We start from the raw sequence: 16451 nt of genomic DNA, 5'->3' as shown, positions 1-16451 counted from the left end.
ATTAAATTTTTTACAAATGTCCAATTGGTTTAAAAGAAACGGAATCCACATCGGTATCATCTTGTTTTTCATTATTTTATGTTTTGTGTATTTTACCCCCGCTTTCCAAGGCAAAGTGTTAATGCAAGGCGACGTACAAAAGGCCGGCGCTACGCAAAGCGAGATTATGAAGTACAAAGAGCTTGACGGTAAAGCGCCACTTTGGACAAACAGCATGTTTGGCGGGATGCCGAGCTACCAAATTTGGCTTAAATACCCAAAAAACATTACCACTCATATTATTGATTTCATTAAGGCATCATCGCCAAACCCGGTGGATATTGTATTGCTTTATTTAATAGGAACCTATTTTTTATTGAGTGTTTTAGGTTTGAGCCCCTGGCTGGCTGCCGTGGGCGCAATAGCCTTCGGTTTCTCGTCGTATAATTTTATTTTTATAGAAGCTGGGCACAGTAACCAAGCTATGGCAATAGCTTTTTACCCTTTTATAGTGGCCGGCGTACTTTTAACCTTACGCCAAAAATATTGGTTGGGCGCAGCCATCACGGCTTTGTTTGTGGCACTGGAAATTAGGGCAAACCACATCCAAATGACTTATTACCTTTTTATCGCTTTGTTGATATTAATGGGTATCGAGTTTTACCATGCTTATAAAAACAAGCAGTTAAAGGCATTTGGGAAAACATTGGGTGTATTGGTTGCCAGCGCATTTTTAGGCGTTTTGGTCAATACCGGAAATTTGTGGACCACTTATGAATACAGCAAATACTCTACCCGCGGTAAATCAAACATCACCACAGATAGTGCACAACCAAACAACGGTTTAGATAAAGACTACGCTTTCCAGTGGAGCCAAGGCATTGGTGAAACTTTCACTTTGTTAATTCCTAACGCTTACGGAGGTGCAAGCCAGCCGATGTTGGACGGCAAATCTGCCGTTGCAAAAGCTTTAGTGAGCAAAGGCGCAGACATAAACCAAGCTACCGGTTTTGCACAACAGATGCCGGTGTATTGGGGGCCAAAACCTTTCACATCTGGCCCGTGGTACTTTGGGGCTTTTGTACTTTTCTTATTTATTTTTGGATTGTTTGTGGTAAAAGGCAAACTGAAATGGTGGCTATTGGGCGCAACTGTTTTAAGCATTTTGCTGGCGTTTGGAAAGCATTTCAGTTTACTGTCCGATTTGTTTTTCCACTACGTACCGCTTTACAATAAATTCCGCTCGGTTGAGTTTAACTTGGCGATAGCCAGCTTATGCGTACCCATTTTAGCGTGCCTAGCTATTTATGAAGCTACCAAACCCGGCGCGGACAGCAAGTTGATGATCCAAAAGCTGAAGACCAGCGCTTATATTGTTTTAGGAATTTTAGTGGTGCTGTTGGCTGTACCTACGGTTTTGTTCAGCTTTAAATCAGACACGCATCAAGATTTGATAGGGCAGTTGAGCCAGGTTGCCGGTGGCGACCAAAGTTTTGGTGCAAGTATTGCGGCCGCTTTGATTGACGACCGTATTTCACTGTTCCGTGCAGATGCTTTGCGCTCTTTACTATTTATTATTGTAGGCATTGGTGTACTTTGGGCGTTAATCAACAAAAAAATTGCACAACCCTTGGGCCTAATTATTATTGGTTTGGTGGTTTTAACCGATTTATGGTCTTTAGACAAACGTTATTTAAACGATGAGAAGTTTGTAGCCAAAGCCATCATGAACCAACATGCGGCACCGCGCGAGGTAGATGAATTTATTATGCGCGACCCTGATCCGGATTTTAGGGTGTTGGATTTAACCATCCCAACTTTCCAAAGTGCAGACGCAACAGCGTTCCACAAAACCATTGGTGGCTACCACGCGGCTAAGTTAAAACGCTTCCAAGAGGTAATTGACAAGCAATTAACTGGCAGTTTAAACCAGGACGTGCTGGATATGTTAAACACCAAGTACTTTATTACCGCCGGTAAAGATGGCCAAACAGCGAGCATGCAGGCCAACCGTACCGCTTGCGGACATGCTTGGTTTGTGAGCGAAGTTAAGTTTGCAAAAAACAATGATGAAGAGATGCAGGCCATCAGCTCTTTTGACCCCTCAAAAGTAGCTATTGTAAATCAAGAGTTTAAACATCTAATTGAAGACAAAAGAGCCGGTGCGCCAGCAAATGGAAAAATTGAACTGACATCTTACCATCCAGATCATTTAAAATATGAATATTCTACAGATAAAAATTCGGTAGCTGTTTTTTCTGAGATTTGGTATCCAAAAGGTTGGAAAATGTACGTTGACGGCGAGGAAACGCCATATTTCAGGGCAAATTATTTACTAAGGGCTGCTGTTTTGCCTGCCGGAAATCATAAAATCGAGTGGAAATTTGAACCAAATTCATATTTTTTGGGAGAAAATATTTCATTATTTGGATCTATTATTTTATCTTTAATTCTAGCAATGGCAATCTACCGCGAGATTGCCCGTAAGCAACCAGCTTAAACTAACCAGTATAAGAGAAAATCCCGATTCAAAAAGATCGGGATTTCTGCTTTAAAGACCTTTCGTTTTTAAAACGCCTAGTCGTTTGTTTTATTATGTTTTAAGAAATGCCACAGCAAGCGGCAAGCAATAATACCGTGGTTAAATAGGTTTGGCAACAAGCCGTAATAAGAAGTGAAAATTTGGAAGCGTTCTTTTAAACTCGCCCAATGCTTTTGTTTAGAAAGTCCGCCCATAAGATATTTAGCTACGTAAAAATCTACTCGCGTAATTTTCTTGGCTTTAGTAAGCGCATTTAAAACCCAGTCGATATCTGCGCTAAGCTTGTAGTTTAGGTTATACGGACTGGCAATCGTCTTTTTAACATAAATGGCTTGGTGGCTAACACTCATGCCGTATTTAAAGCTGTTTATATTTAGTTTTTTGGGTATTTGATGCCTGCGACGGCCTTGGCTTACAAGGTTTTCGTCAAGCATTTCTGTTTCACCGTAGTAGATATCTGCATCCGCAGCGGCAGAGAAAATACGCTCAACGGTATCTATGCTGTAAATCTCGTCGCCCGAATTCATAAAAAGCACGTAATCCCCATCGGCCAAAGCCAAACCTTTATTCATCGCATCGTAAATGCCATTGTCTTTCTCGCTGATGACTTTGCTTATTTTATCGCGGTAGTGTTCTATAACTTGCAAGGTGCCATCCGTGCTGCCACCATCCACAATAATGTACTGGATGTTAGCATAGCTTTGCCCAATTACCGACTGGATGGTGCGCTCTATATCCTTTACGTTGTTATAAACAACCGTTATTACGCTTAGTGTGGGGTTAAATGGCGCCATTTTCTTTTATCAGTTTTTGATACAACTGCATATGCTTTTGCGCCACAACCTCTTCACTAAAATTTTGCACCACTGTATCGCGGGCATTTTGGTTTAATTGAGGTTTGTTGGGATGCGTGAAAATCCATTCCAGACCCTGCATAAAATCTGTCGCATCTTTATATTTCGCCAAATAGCCATTTTCCTGATGCTTTACCATATCTGGGATGCCTCCGGTGGTGAAAGAAATCACGGGCGTTCCGCAGGCCAAACTTTCCATTACGGTGTTGGGCAAATTATCATCCAAAGAAGTAGTTAAAAAGGCATCCGCCGCCGCATAAGCTTGCGCTAAAACTTCATCTTGGTGGATGGTGCCTAAAAATTTAACCGGAATTTTAAAAGGCGGGGGCAGTTGATTTTTTTTATTGCCAAAAACAATCAGCGTAACTTTTGATACCAAATCTGGCCGCTTCTGCAGCCATAAATCAATCGCATTTACCAAATAAGAAGTGCCTTTATGTGCATCTTTTTTAGATGGCATAAAACCGCTGAGTAAAACAAAATCGCCAGGACTTAAACCCAAAGCGAGTTTGGCTTGTTGTTTATCCTGCGGTTTAAATACATCCGTTTCCAATGTATTTGGAATGGTAAAAACCGCTTTGTGCTTTAACAAACCACTGTTTTTAGCCGCGCTGCCTAACCAATTGCTAGGGCTTATAAAAGTTGCCTGTAGTTTAGCATAAGCCTTATTTTTACGTTCCCAGGTTTGGTGCGAGATATCGTCCGGCTCGGGATCTTTCAACAGCGGACAAAGGCCACAGCTGTTAAGATAATGTTGGCAATCAAAACGGACGTGGCAACCGCCGGTAAAAGTGTTGCTATCGTGCAAGGTCCACACTATGGGCTTGTTAAGCAAAGCCAGTTTGGCAATATCTTGCGGGTTTAAAAAACCGTGATTAATCCAGTGTAAATGTATAATATCGGCCTGTTGCAATGCCGGATGTTTGTGTATGTCTTTACCGAAAAAAGAAAGCGAAAAAGGCACTTTCAAATCTTTCTCGTAAAAACGGGGTAAGTAGCGCTCGGCCAAAATGCGCAGCGTTGCAAAGAATTTTGGCAAAAGCCCGGGATATAAAGCTTCAATATCTGGACGTTTGCCCATTTTGATATAGGTAAACAAATCACTTTTTACACCGGTACGTTTTAAAGCAGTATTTAAGCGATAAGCCGCGCGGCCTGCCCCGCCGTTGCCGTCATAAGTGTTTAAGTGGATTACTCTCATCGCGGTAAAAATACAAACTTAATTTAATCGGTTTTAAAGCACTAGCTTTCAAAAAAAATAGGAAATTGGCATAAACCTAAACCAATTAAGATGCACAGTCAATTAAAAACCAAGCAGCGCTTACTGTCTTTAGATTTTTTTCGCGGGCTAACCGTTGCCGCCATGATTTTGGTAAACAATCCCGGCGACTGGGAACATATTTATGCTCCGCTAGAACACGCCAATTGGAACGGTTGCACCCCAACCGACCTTATTTTTCCTTTTTTCTTATTTATTGTTGGGGTTTCTATTGTTTATGCGTTGGATCGTAAAAAATCGGATTCCGGTTTGTTCAAAGCCATTTTAAAGCGGTCACTAATTTTGTTTGGACTGGGACTTTTTTTGGCTACGTTTCCTTTTTTTGATTTGGCTACGGTGCGGATTCCGGGCGTTTTGCAACGTATCGCGGTGGTGTATTTCATTTGTGCCGTTTTGTTTATCTATACCAATCCTAACTATTTTTTTAAGCTTTTTGTGTTGATTTTGATGGCCTATTGGGTTTTGATGATGTTTGTACCTGTGCCCGGTTTTGGTGCAAGCAATTTGGAGAAAGAGACCAATTTAGCGGCCTGGGTAGATCGTGCTGTTTTTACCGAAGCGCACCTTTGGTCCCTGTCCCGCACCTGGGATCCGGAAGGTTTATTAAGCACCTTGCCTGCCGTGGCCAGCGGTTTATTTGGGATGATGATGGGCCTGTTATTAAAAAGCAAAACACAAAGCCAAAGCGAGAAAGTAGCTTGGCTGTTTGCTTACGGTTTCATCGCCTTTATTGCGGGCTTGTGTTGGGATTTGATTTTCCCCATCAACAAATCGTTATGGACAAGCTCTTTTGTGCTTTATACCGGAGGCCTGGCAAGCATGGGCTTGGCTTTTTGCTATTGGATAATTGACGTGCAGGGCTTCAGCCGTTTCACAAAACCCTTTGTTATTTATGGCGTAAACGCAATTACGGTATTTTTCGCATCGGCCATCATAGCGCGCAGTTTAAACTTAATTCAGGTGACTATAAACGGCGAAAGCACCTCACTAAAAAATTATTTGTACCAACTGTTTTATGTGCCTTACCTTAACCCATACCATGCTTCTTTAGCCGGTGCCCTAACTTTTGTGTTTATTTGGTATCTGATACTTTGGCTTATGTACAAACGGAATATCATCATCAAAGTTTAAAATAACCCTTTAAGAATAACGCCGCTAAAACCAACACCGGAAACCGAAAGCTACAGATCAAAACTTTGGTGGCGGTGCGGAATTTCGATATCGTGGTAACCGTGTTTCTCAAGCTCTGTTTTAAAAGTAAACTGCGTATCGGGCTCGCCGTGTACCAGAAATATTTTTTTAAGTTCCAACTTATCTTGGCCGTTTAAAAACTGCAGTAAATCTGACTGGTCGCCGTGCGCGCTCATAGATTGTAAGGAAGCAATGCGTGCGTTAACCTGATATTTAGTGCCGAAAATAGAAACCGGATTTACCCCGTTTTTTAAACGCCCCGCCAAGGACGAAGGTTCTGCATAACCCACCAACAAAATGGTATTGTTAGGGTTTTCGATGTTATTACGGATGTGATGTTTTACTCTGCCGGCCTCGGCCATGCCACTAGATGATATAATGACCATAGGCGACGGGTCACTATTTAAAGATTTTGATTCGTCGGCATCTTCAATATAATGCAAGCCTTTAAAATCAAAAGGATCATCGTCCACTTTTAGCACTTCCTGCACGTTATCATTAAAATTCCAAGGGAAAGATTTGACCACCATAGTCGCTTTTTCTGATAGCGGACTATCTACATAATACTTCAAATCCGGAAGTTTGCCCGCTAACTCCAAGGCGTTTAAAGAGTACAAAAGCTCTTGTGTGCGCCCCACACTAAATGCCGGAATAATTAGCTTTCCTTTTTTTTGGATGCAGGTTTCGTTAATCAGCTGTAGCAATTTTTCGGTTGCTGGGGCTGCATCTTCGTGCAAAGTATCTCCGTAAGTAGATTCTAGCAAAATATAATCCGCCTGACGGAAATATTTAGGCGCTTTCAAAATCAGGTCTTTGTAGCGCCCCACATCGCCACTAAAGGAAATACGTTTTAGCTCGCCATCTTCCTCAATATCCAAATGCACAGAAGCGCTGCCGATAATGTGTCCGGCATCTTCAAACACTAGTTTAACACCCTCTGTAATCTGGTAAGGCGTAGCGTACTTTACCCTTTTAAAAAAGCTGAGCGCCGTTAGTGCATCTTCCATGGTATAAAGCGGTTCAAAAAGATCTAAATTCTCCCTTTGCCGCCTTTTATTTGCATACCAAACATCGTTTTCTTGTATTTTGGCCGAGTCTTGCAACAGAATTTTGCAGAGGGCATAAGTTGCTGGCGTGGCGATAATATCTCCTTTAAAACCCTCGGCCACCAAACGCGGAATTAAACCAGAATGGTCTATATGTGCATGCGACAGCACCAAAAAATCAATTGTTTTAGGATCGAACCCAAAATGGCGGTTCATTTGGTCGGTATTGGAACCATGGCCTTGAAAAAGACCGCAATCCAACAAAATTTTTGTACCGTTATTTAGCTGTATTAAATGCTTACTGCCGGTTACAGTTTGCGCAGCGCCGTGGAAAGTTATCTTCATATTGCTAAAAGCTAATGTCTATTTGTGGATGCTTAACAGTGAAAGCGATACATCCAATTTTGGAAGGCTAAACAATTATCAATCCAATTTAGAAAGATTAAAATGGTAATTTAGGCTTTTATACAGCAATATTTACTTGTTAAATTATCAAGAAAAGAACATGAAAAACGCATTTTTATTTTTGTTGATGCTTTGCGCCGGCGCAGCAAGCGCACAAGTCAAATTAGAGAAACTTTGGGAAACCAAAGATTTGGCCACGCCAGAATCTGTTTTGCCTTTTAACGGTTTGCTATACGTTTCATTAATTGACGGTGAGGGCAATAAGGCCGATGGCAAAGGCGGTGTAGCTATTTTAAAGCCTAACGGCGAAATTGCAGACAACAATTGGGTAACCGGACTAAACGCACCAAAGGGTTTAGGCATTTTTAAAGGAAAACTGTACGTAGCCGATTTAAGCGAGGTAGTTAAAATAGACTTAAAAACAGCTAAGATAGAAGCAAAAATCCCGGTAGAAGGTGCTATCTTTTTAAATGATATTGCCATAAATAAAGCCGGTGAAGTTTTTGTTTCTGACACTAGGTTGGCAAAGGTTTATAAAATTAAAAACGATAAAGTTGAGCTTTACGCCGATAGTGTAAACAATGCCAACGGCCTAAAATTTATAAACGACGAGCTTTATATTTTAAGTGGCCCGCAGTTGGTGAAGTTCGACAAAAACAAAAATAAAACGCTTATCGCAAGCGGTTTAGCGTCTGGCGGAGACGGCTTAGAACCTTATAAAAACGGCGATTTTATTGCCACTTGTTGGGTGGGTTTGGTTTACCACATTAAAGCTGATGGTACTTTGCATCTGCTGATGGACACCCGCGCAGACAAAATTAACACGGCAGATATCGGGATAGACCCGACTAAGAATTTACTTTACATCCCTACATTTTTAAAAAATTCTGTAGTGGCTTACCGGATTGTGGAAGATTGATTTTTTCTGAAATCTCCAAAATAAAAAATCCGCTTGTGAGTTATTCGCAAGCGGATTTTTTTTGTGTTTAAGGTTATTTTAAACCGTTTAAAAATTCTTGGTTTAATTTAACGTATTCGCCGTTGTTAAGTTCTTTGGCTATGCTTAAACCTTCGGTTGCAGATTGCTTAGCACCTTTTTTATCTCCGGCTTTTAGTTGGATTCTGGCTTTCCAAAGCTTTACCCATGGGGCTTTGTCGCTGGTTTTATCCGCCTCATTAACCCAAGCAAGTGCCTGTTTAATATCTTTGTTATTGGTATAATAATATTGCGCTGCCTGGAAGTACGGCTTTTTATCACCGGCCATTGCTTTTTCGATATTTGCCATCACTTTGGCATCAAAATCTACAGAAAGTGGCACGCTCACCTGTGTTTTATCCCAGCTTAAAACCAAATCTAAAGCACCTGCGCTTACATTGGCAAAAGCCATGGTAAAACTTTCTACTTTTTGCGCTAAAGCAGTTGGTTTTACAGTAACGCGCGCTACATCATCCGCTTGGTTATAGGTATAAGAACCCCATTGTTGCGCGTTTTTGCTTAAAATCACGGTCCACTCGCTTTGCGTAGGGATGCTGAAAATAGCGTAAGTACCTGCTTTTACCGGTTTTCCGCCAAAACTTACATCATCTGTAAAAGTAATGCTAGTTGCGCCATTGGCACCGGTACGCCAAACCTGGTTATAAGGTACTAAATCGCCAAAAATTGCGCGGTCTTTTACGTTTGGTCTGCTGTAGTTTAAGGTGATTTTCCCCAAACCAAAATCTTGAATAATGGTTTGCCCAGAGCTTGGCTGCGGCATTAAAGCCTGTGCCTGTACAAAATTAGCGGATAAGCAAATTGCCGAACCCACTAAAAACGTTTTTAGAATAGATTTCATGTTTTAAATGTTTAAACTCGAAAGTAAGATTAAATTTTAGTTTTTAAGGATATTTTGAGCCTAAAAAAGCCATGGTTTTCGCCACGGTTTTAACTGAAAGACCTTTACCTGAGTTCGATTATTATTTAAAATCAAAACATCAATTATTAGGTCTTTAAAGCTGATTCAATTGCATCGGGCTTTAGCCCGATGAATAAGATTATTATAAATATGGCTTTAGCCGAAACTTTCTGATATCAATTTGGGCTAAAGCCAATTATAAATTGTCTGTAAAACCGGCTGAAGCTCGTTCCTAGTCATAATTTTTGAAATTATTAATCGAACTCAGGTTGTTAAGTAAAATTGATTGCTGGTGATTGGATTTGGTGAGGATTGACGCAATTCGATTTAAGTGCACTTTTTTTGGTGCTTGTGGTGTTTTTTTATTAAAACGGTTAAAGCGTTGGGCGATGGTTGTGGGCTTGGGTTTAGGCCACGAAGACACAAAGCTTGGGCGTTTATTATCGGTGGCTTTTTTGTCTGATTTAAAAAAAAGGCGGGTTAGGTGAAACAAAATGGTAGCCGTTGAAACATCAATTCCCCAATTTTTTGCTTTTTGAAATTTACTCCTCCGCTAAAGGGATACTTAAAGGATACTTGAGGAATACTTAAAGTGCACTTCATGGTAAATCCTAGACCTATAGCGAGCAATAAAATCCAATTTTTTTTCATAACAAATGATTTTTAAGATCATTGTTATGCCTAGGCACAACTCGGCCGATGAATTTTTACAAAAAAAGCAAGGAAGCTTAAATGCTTGATATTAATCTGCCAGAACAGGTTTTTGTAGAGAAAAGCTACTTATTTAGCACAATATCTTCCAGCACCGCAATCCACGCCGGGTTGTCGTTTAAACTCTCCACCAGCTGCACTTTTTCGCCTCCTAAATGTTCAAATTCGGTTTGGTATTCTACAGAAATCTCGTACAATGTCTCTAGGCAGTCGGCTACAAAAGCGGGGCAAAGTACCAACAAACGTTTTACGCCTTTTTGTGCCAGCTGTTTTAAAACATCACTGGTATAAGGTTGCATCCAAGGGTCGCTTCCTAAGCGAGATTGGTAACATAAGCTGTAATCTTCGGGTTTTAAATCCAGCTCTTTAGCCAGTAATTTGGCGGTTTGGTGGCATTGTGCCGAGTAGCAAAATTTATTGTTTTCGGTAATGTTATCGCAACAGTTTTCAACTTTTAAACAGTGCTGACCAGAAACATCCGCCTTTTTCATTTGGCGTTGTGGCACGCCGTGGAAACTAAAAAGGATGTGGTCCCAAGACTGGTGTAAGTGCTTTCTGGCATTGTCTGCAAAAACCTTGATCATCCCAGGATGGTCATAAAAGCTGTTTACAAAACTGATAGCCGGTATTGCTTGCCATTTGCTCACAATTTCCATCACCAGTTGGTGCACAGAACCAGTTGATGCCGAGGCGTACTGCGGAAACAGAGGCACTACCTTAATGCTGTCCACCTTGCTTTGCTTTAAACGCTCTAAAGCATCTGGCAACGAAGGCGACTGGTAGCGCATAGCCAGCTCTACCTGATAATCGGCACCTAATTTTTTTGCCAGGACATCTCTTACGCTGTTTCCGTAAATGAGCAGAGGCGAACCTTGGGGCGTCCATATCTCTTTATAAAGCTTGGCAGATTTTGGTCCGCGGAAAGGCACAATAATTCCTTTTACCAACAAAGTGCGGTTAAAGCTGTTGATGTCAATCACCCGCTCATCCATCAAAAATTCATCAAGATATTTGCGCACATCAGCGGTAGAAGGGCTATCTGGCGTGCCCAAATTAACCAGTAAAATTCCTTTTTTAGCCATTATTCTTTTTTAATTCTTTTGTTTGCCAAAGTTGCCACCAGGGCATGCCCGGGTGTTCGTGATGCTCGTAATGGTAGCCGAAAAAATAGCAACTTAAAAACGCCCACATGTGGTTTTTGGACTGTGTAGTAGATTGATGAATATTCTGATGCTCTCCTTTGTGGGGCAAATAAGTCCCAAAATAAAATAGCTGCAAGGTGCTTAACAAAGATGGCAACACCCAAAACAGCAATAAGTTTTTTTCGGGGATATAAATTTTGAGTACGTTATAAATGATGGCCATTAAAATTACCTGCCACCAGCTTAAATAGCGTTTGATAAAGTGGAAGTACCAAGTTAAAAAACTCCCCTCGTAATAATCTGGGTCTTGCTGCGTATGCACAAAACGATGGTGCTGGTGATGTGCTTTATTAAGTTTTTGAAACGGGAAAAGCGCATAAAAGAAGGTACAAACTCCGCCAATAAAATTGTTCAGTTTTGGATGGTGAGGCGCAACGGTGCCGTGCATGGCATCATGCGCAGTAATAAAAAGCCCTGTGTACAAATGCATTTGAATAAGCGCAAAAACATACACTAAAGGGTTGGCGAAAGTAAAATCAAAACGCATCAGAAGGCTGATGCTACCGGCCCACAAAAGCAGTACAGTTAACGCAATAATAATCCCACCGTGCTTTCTCAAAATCTGCTTGATTTTTAATAGGCTTCCAAAACCTCTTTAACCTGCTCCATTAACCACATGGGTGTTGATGTGGCGCCACAAATACCCACCTTATCATTAGGGTTAAACATGGCCCGTTCTAAATCGGCGGGTTTGCTGATGAAATAAGTTGCCGGATTGTTCTTTTTACAAACCTCGTAAAGCACTTTTCCGTTTGATGATTTTTTGCCTGATACAAAAACGATTTTATCAAAGTTTTTAACAAAGTTGGGCAGCTCTTTATCCCGGTTAGACACCTGCCTGCAAATGGTGTCATTTGCTTTTACATCGTAACCGCGGGCAATCAGCTCTTTTTTTATGTCGTAAAACTTATCCGTAGATTTTGTGGTTTGGCTGTACAGGGTAAAAGATTTGGGCAGCTCAACTCCATCCAGCTCGCTTAAATCCTGAAAAACCAAGGCCTCGTTATTGGTTTGTCCTTGCAGGCCTATCACCTCCGCGTGGCCATGTTTACCAAAAATCAGCACTTTCTCTTGTGCATCATGGGTGGTTTTTATACGGTTTTGGAGCTTTAGCACTACTGGGCACGATGCATCAATCAAAGTGATGTTGTTAGCCAAGGCTACTTTGTAGGTTTCTGGCGCTTCGCCGTGGGCGCGGATAAGCACTTTTTCGTTTTTCAGGCTTTTCAGCTCTTCGTTATTGATGATTTTCAGCCCTTTTTCTTTCAGCCTCACCACCTCTTCATCGTTATGAACAATATCGCCCAAACAATACAGGTAACCTTGCTCGGCTAAAATTTCTTCGGCCATATCTATCGCGTAAACCACGCCAAAACAGAATCCCGAATCTTGATCTATCGAAACTTTCAGATTATAATCCATCCCCAAAAAACGTAAAGCACAAAATTATAAAAAGTTTAGTCAGACGGCAGTAACATTTAATCCTATAAAAAACAGCACTTGGCTAATTAAAAGCGTCATTGCCACCGGATTAGATTTTTTAAAATCAATCTCGTAATAAACCCGCATCAAAATAAAAGCAACAATATACCAGGCCACGTAGTTTTGTAGTGGCACAAACAAATCTGTCCAGCTCCAGTAATCAAATTTGATGGCAACAGGCTCTATCAAAAAATCAATAAAAACCAATATTAAAGCAGCCAACATTGATTTAATATTGCGCTGGTGCTTAAAGTACTTTTTTAAAACAGCGCCCACGCAAAAGATAAGAATAACCCAATTAACACCAATTAAAAGCGGCACCTGTGCCAGCTTAAGGCCCAATGTTTCGCCGTAATTATAGCTGCCAAAAATAGCGCCCGTGGCTACGCCTACCACCTCTACGCCATATCCGGCCAGATAGATGAACACCAAACCCATCCAAAAGTTTTTGCTAAAATCGCGCTGGTTCATCAGTAAAATGGCTGCCATTAACAGCAGATGGAAGGGCACAACGGAAATAAAAAAATCGTGCAGGTGCGGGATGGAGAAACCAACAAAACCCACCAAATGAAAAACGATGATGAAGATTTTTGATAGACCGGTTTTTTCTAAATATTTCATGTTTAGCCTAGGCGTTAACGTTTCTGCCTTTCCAAGTTACGCTTTTGCCTAGCTTTTGTTTTATTGAAACTAAAGCGATCAGCAATAAACTGAGCATCTGGAAAGGATGATATAAAATGTTCAAAAATACGCTTTGCCCGGATAGGTAGGAAATCATCACGCGACTTAAAAATATCAGCGTAAGCGCAAACACAAATAATTGCATATTGCCTAAAACCAATATAAAAACGGGACCTAAAACCACCAATAAAATATATATGGCCAAAGCGAATATATTGTTGTTAAAACCCGCCAAAATATTTTTTGAAAAGCCTAAAACGCTCTCTTTATAGCCCTTGTACATGCGGCAGAACACAAAAGCGTTAGCTAACAACGCCTCGCCGCGCAAGCCCTGCTGCTTTACTTTTTTCATAATCTCCACATCTTCTACCACCTTGTTTTTTACCATTTTGTGAAACTGATATTGACGGTACGTTTGTGCATTAAAGAGCATAAACTGCCCGCTGGCCGCCGCGAAAGAGGGCAGTTTAGAAAGTTTTACCAGCCGCAAAGGCAACAGGTTTAACAGCAGAAAGTGCATAAGTGGCACCACTGCTTTTTCGCCCGCGCTTTTTGTAATTTGGTTGGTAAAAAGGCTTAATAACGTCAGTTTGCCCATGTACATGCGGTAAAGCGCGTTTTGTATTAAGCCGTCTTTTACCATTTCATCGGCATCTAAAAACAAAAACCAATCTCCTTTTGCCTGTTTTGCCAATTGGTGGCAGGCAAAATTTTTACCTAGCCAGCCCTTGCGCAGTTTTTCGCCGCGGATAATGCGGAAACGCGCATCTTGCCGGCAAAAGTTAGTCACGGTTTCGTAGGTGCGGTCCTCAGAATTATCATCCAATACAATAACCTCTAAGCGCTCATAATCTTGCACAGCCAAGGATTGCAACAAGGTTAAAATCCGTTCTTCCTCGTTCCGGGCGGGTATAAGCACCGAAACTAAATCATAGTGTTTTACAGGCGCAGGCGTAAGTTTTGGGTTTGATATAAAGTTGAACAGCGTGACCGTGAAACGCAGAATCAGAAAGAAAAAAACGATGTAAAAAAAATAAATCATCATACTTTAATCTCCGATTGTTGTTGCAAAACCTCTTCGTAATGCTTGTTGTAAGCCGTTTTTATCATTTGTAAACTGGCGAATGGCGGTGCCTGCCAATGTTGCAAAAATATATGGATTTTAGGTTTCCGATGCTGGAAATAGTCTACCAAGGTAACGGCAAAAATGTAACTAAAGTTCTTTTGCGACGCATTTATTATTTTAAACAAGCCTTTTTGAAAGCTGATGCTTTTGCTGTGTTGCGACTGCAGTTGGCCTTGGGGGAAAATCAGCAATAAGTTATCCGGCTGGTTAAGCAAGCTGCCGGCGTAATCTAAGCTTTCTAACAAACTTTTTGCGTTTTTTTGGATGCTAAATGCACCCAGATATTTTAAAAATCTCACCTTTTTTGAGGTTTCCTCCAGCACCATCACATGAAATTTCTTTTTGAAATACAGTCGGTTAAGCTGAAAAAGGATAAAACCGTCCCACCAACTAAAATGGTTGGCCAACAACAAAATTGCTTTCTCTTTAGGATAATCAATAGCTTGAAAATGGAAACCCGAAAAATCTTTTCCGATAATCCGCTTGATGTACCAAGCAAAAAATGCGTAAATAATTTTGTTGGATTTCGGTTTAATCATCCTCTTTTTGCAGATTTTATTTCGCCGGTTTTATCATATCGGCAACTATTTTGGCAGAAAGCAAAGCCAGCGGTATGCCACCGCCCGGATGCACGCTACCGCCTACAAAATATAAATTTTTAAGCTTTTTGTTAAAGTTTGCGTGGCGCAAAAAGGCGGCAAATTTCCCGTTAGAACTGGTGCCGTACAATGAGCCACGGAAAGAGGAGGTTTTGCTTTCGATACTTCGTGGGTCTAACACGCTTTCGTTTTCTATAAGCGAAGCGACATCTGTTTTTAATACTTTGCTTAGCTTTTTGAGTATGTATTCGCGAGCTTCGGTAATGAGCTTATCCCAATTTTGCCCGCTATTGTTGGGTACATTTATCATGGTAAACCAGTTTTCGCAACCGCTGGGTGCGTCATCGCTTTTCAGCTTAGCGCTGATGTTTACATAAACGGTTGGGTCCCGATAGATTGTTTTTGTGTTGAAGATGGCATCAAACTCGGCACGGTAATCGTCGCTGAAAAAGATATTGTGCAAGCCTAAATCTGCAAATTGCTTTTTGATGCCCCAGTAAAAAATCAAGGCCGAGCTTGAGCGTTCTTGCGTTAAAATTTGTTTGGGTGCTTTAAAGTTTTTCAGCAGTTTGGTGTAGGTAAAATAAACGTCCATGTTAGAAAGCACCAGGTCAAAATCATAAACCTGATTTACAGTTTTCAGCCCTGTTACCGCACCATTTTTGACGATGATTTCCTCCACGTTTTGGTTAAAGCTGAACTTTACACCCAGCTCTTCGGCCAGTTTGAGCAAGGCTAAAGTGATGCTATACATGCCTCCGTCTGGGAAATAAGCACCTAAATTTTGTTCTAAATGCGGTATTATATTTAACGTAGCTGGCGCTTGATAGGGATTTGAACCATTGTACGTTGCAAAGCGGTTGGCGTACTGCACCATTTTTTCATCGCTAAAAAAACCTTGGTTAGCTTGCGCCATAGTGCGCATGGCATCAATTTTACCGATGTTTAAGAAAGATTTTGCGGTATTGCTGTTGGTGTAGGTTTTTAGCAAGTGCAAAGATTGCTCAAGAAAAACGCGGTGCGTAATGCCATAAATTTCTTTGCTTTTATTCAGATATTTTTTAAGCTCCAGAGCGGTGGATTTGGTTTTTTTCTCCACCTCCGCAGCAAATTCATCTTTATTGGCAAAGGCACGCAACTGCACACCGTCATCCCAAAAATAGTGGCAAATTTCTTCCAGTTTTTGGTAGTTGAAATAAGCCCGCGGGTTTTTTCCGGCTAGTGTAAACAGCTCATCCACATACTGGGGCATGGTAAACAAGCTGGGGCCTGCATCAAAACGGTAAGCGCCTTGCTCAAAAGCAGAAAGCTTGCCGCCGGGATAACTGTTGGCCTCAAACACTCGCACCTGATAACCTTTACAGGCCAAGCGTATGGCGGTGGCTATACCTGCTAATCCGGCTCCAACTATACCTGCTTTTTTACTCAATCTGAAATTTTTTAAAACTATTGCAACCTG

Annotated in this window: 14 protein-coding genes; 3 read left to right on the top strand and 11 right to left on the bottom strand. The window is 41.2% G+C overall.

What is annotated here, in order from left to right; all coding sequences use genetic code 11:
- Window positions 1–16: 16 nt before the first annotated feature.
- The gene (locus BCY91_RS00415; protein ID WP_120180038.1) at window positions 17–2479 is read left to right on the top strand and encodes a YfhO family protein; all 2463 of its coding nucleotides are present in this window, start codon (window positions 17–19) and stop codon (window positions 2477–2479) included.
- A 77-nt stretch (window positions 2480–2556) separates the two neighbouring features.
- On the opposite strand, the gene BCY91_RS00410 is transcribed toward BCY91_RS00415, so the two are convergent.
- Both BCY91_RS00410 and BCY91_RS00405 read right to left on the bottom strand, forming a co-directional pair.
- Window positions 2557–3315 (bottom strand): glycosyltransferase family 2 protein, encoded by a 759-nt coding sequence (locus tag BCY91_RS00410; RefSeq protein WP_120180037.1) that lies wholly within the window; start codon window positions 3313–3315, stop codon window positions 2557–2559.
- Complete coding sequence (locus BCY91_RS00405; RefSeq protein WP_120180036.1) at window positions 3302–4576, bottom strand: glycosyltransferase; 1275 nt, start codon at window positions 4574–4576, stop codon at window positions 3302–3304. The genes BCY91_RS00410 and BCY91_RS00405 overlap by 14 nt, the downstream gene beginning before the upstream one ends.
- A gap of 90 nt (window positions 4577–4666) precedes the next feature.
- Between BCY91_RS00405 and BCY91_RS00400 the strand changes: the two genes are divergently transcribed.
- Complete coding sequence (locus tag BCY91_RS00400; protein ID WP_120180035.1) at window positions 4667–5785, top strand: acyltransferase family protein; 1119 nt, start codon at window positions 4667–4669, stop codon at window positions 5783–5785.
- A 50-nt stretch (window positions 5786–5835) separates the two neighbouring features.
- Here the strand turns inward: BCY91_RS00400 and BCY91_RS00395 are convergent, their stop codons facing one another.
- Window positions 5836–7236 carry an MBL fold metallo-hydrolase RNA specificity domain-containing protein gene (locus tag BCY91_RS00395; protein WP_120180034.1) on the bottom strand — a complete coding sequence of 467 codons (1401 nt, stop codon included), beginning with the start codon at window positions 7234–7236 and terminating at the stop codon, window positions 5836–5838.
- Window positions 7237–7396: 160 nt separating this feature from the next.
- Here BCY91_RS00395 and BCY91_RS00390 point away from each other — a divergent pair, with 160 nt between their 5' ends.
- Entirely contained in the window at window positions 7397–8215 is an 819-nt protein-coding gene (locus BCY91_RS00390) for an NHL repeat-containing protein (protein WP_120180033.1), read from the top strand.
- Window positions 8216–8288: 73 nt separating this feature from the next.
- On the opposite strand, the gene BCY91_RS00385 is transcribed toward BCY91_RS00390, so the two are convergent.
- From BCY91_RS00385 to crtD, 8 genes are all read right to left on the bottom strand, one after another.
- On the bottom strand, window positions 8289–9131 hold the full coding sequence (locus tag BCY91_RS00385) for a DUF2911 domain-containing protein (RefSeq protein WP_120180032.1): 843 nt from the start codon (window positions 9129–9131) through the stop codon (window positions 8289–8291).
- 836 nt (window positions 9132–9967) lie between these two features.
- Window positions 9968–10984 (bottom strand): ferrochelatase, encoded by a 1017-nt coding sequence (gene hemH / locus BCY91_RS00380; protein ID WP_120180031.1) that lies wholly within the window; start codon window positions 10982–10984, stop codon window positions 9968–9970.
- Window positions 10977–11663, bottom strand: a complete 687-nt coding sequence (locus tag BCY91_RS00375; RefSeq protein ID WP_245988941.1) for a fatty acid desaturase — start codon at window positions 11661–11663, stop codon at window positions 10977–10979. Before BCY91_RS00375 ends, hemH begins: the two co-directional genes overlap by 8 nt.
- Window positions 11664–11677: 14 nt before the next feature.
- Window positions 11678–12526: a 4-hydroxy-3-methylbut-2-enyl diphosphate reductase gene (locus BCY91_RS00370; protein WP_120180030.1), complete on the bottom strand. Its 849-nt coding sequence runs from the start codon at window positions 12524–12526 to the stop codon at window positions 11678–11680.
- A 39-nt stretch (window positions 12527–12565) separates the two neighbouring features.
- Entirely contained in the window at window positions 12566–13207 is a 642-nt protein-coding gene (locus BCY91_RS00365) for a carotenoid biosynthesis protein (RefSeq protein ID WP_120180029.1), read from the bottom strand.
- Between the two features lie 7 nt (window positions 13208–13214).
- Window positions 13215–14312, bottom strand: a complete 1098-nt coding sequence (locus BCY91_RS00360; RefSeq protein ID WP_245988938.1) for a glycosyltransferase — start codon at window positions 14310–14312, stop codon at window positions 13215–13217.
- Window positions 14309–14932, bottom strand: coding sequence for a lysophospholipid acyltransferase family protein (locus BCY91_RS00355; protein WP_120180028.1), 624 nt, complete (start codon window positions 14930–14932; stop codon window positions 14309–14311). Before BCY91_RS00355 ends, BCY91_RS00360 begins: the two co-directional genes overlap by 4 nt.
- 16 nt (window positions 14933–14948) lie before the next feature.
- Window positions 14949–16421: a 1-hydroxycarotenoid 3,4-desaturase CrtD gene (crtD, locus tag BCY91_RS00350; protein ID WP_120180027.1), complete on the bottom strand. Its 1473-nt coding sequence runs from the start codon at window positions 16419–16421 to the stop codon at window positions 14949–14951.
- Window positions 16422–16451 lie beyond the last annotated feature (30 nt).

This window comes from Pelobium manganitolerans (assembly GCF_003609575.1).
Taxonomy (GTDB): domain Bacteria; phylum Bacteroidota; class Bacteroidia; order Sphingobacteriales; family Sphingobacteriaceae; genus Pseudopedobacter; species Pseudopedobacter manganitolerans.
This window is presented reverse-complemented; position numbering and strand designations above follow the sequence as displayed.

What these genes read in the sequence shown, in the direction of transcription:
- BCY91_RS00415 (WP_120180038.1), top strand. Translation starts at nt 17, where the DNA reads ATGTCCAATTGGTTTAAAAGAAACGGAATCCACATCGGTATCATCTTG.
- BCY91_RS00410 (WP_120180037.1), bottom strand. Translation starts at nt 3,315, where the DNA reads ATGGCGCCATTTAACCCCACACTAAGCGTAATAACGGTTGTTTATAAC.
- BCY91_RS00405 (WP_120180036.1), bottom strand. Translation starts at nt 4,576, where the DNA reads ATGAGAGTAATCCACTTAAACACTTATGACGGCAACGGCGGGGCAGGC.
- BCY91_RS00400 (WP_120180035.1), top strand. Translation starts at nt 4,667, where the DNA reads ATGCACAGTCAATTAAAAACCAAGCAGCGCTTACTGTCTTTAGATTTT.
- BCY91_RS00395 (WP_120180034.1), bottom strand. Translation starts at nt 7,236, where the DNA reads ATGAAGATAACTTTCCACGGCGCTGCGCAAACTGTAACCGGCAGTAAG.
- BCY91_RS00390 (WP_120180033.1), top strand. Translation starts at nt 7,397, where the DNA reads ATGAAAAACGCATTTTTATTTTTGTTGATGCTTTGCGCCGGCGCAGCA.
- BCY91_RS00385 (WP_120180032.1), bottom strand. Translation starts at nt 9,131, where the DNA reads ATGAAATCTATTCTAAAAACGTTTTTAGTGGGTTCGGCAATTTGCTTA.
- hemH (WP_120180031.1), bottom strand. Translation starts at nt 10,984, where the DNA reads ATGGCTAAAAAAGGAATTTTACTGGTTAATTTGGGCACGCCAGATAGC.
- BCY91_RS00370 (WP_120180030.1), bottom strand. Translation starts at nt 12,526, where the DNA reads ATGGATTATAATCTGAAAGTTTCGATAGATCAAGATTCGGGATTCTGT.
- BCY91_RS00365 (WP_120180029.1), bottom strand. Translation starts at nt 13,207, where the DNA reads ATGAAATATTTAGAAAAAACCGGTCTATCAAAAATCTTCATCATCGTT.
- BCY91_RS00360 (WP_245988938.1), bottom strand. Translation starts at nt 14,312, where the DNA reads ATGATGATTTATTTTTTTTACATCGTTTTTTTCTTTCTGATTCTGCGT.
- BCY91_RS00355 (WP_120180028.1), bottom strand. Translation starts at nt 14,932, where the DNA reads ATGATTAAACCGAAATCCAACAAAATTATTTACGCATTTTTTGCTTGG.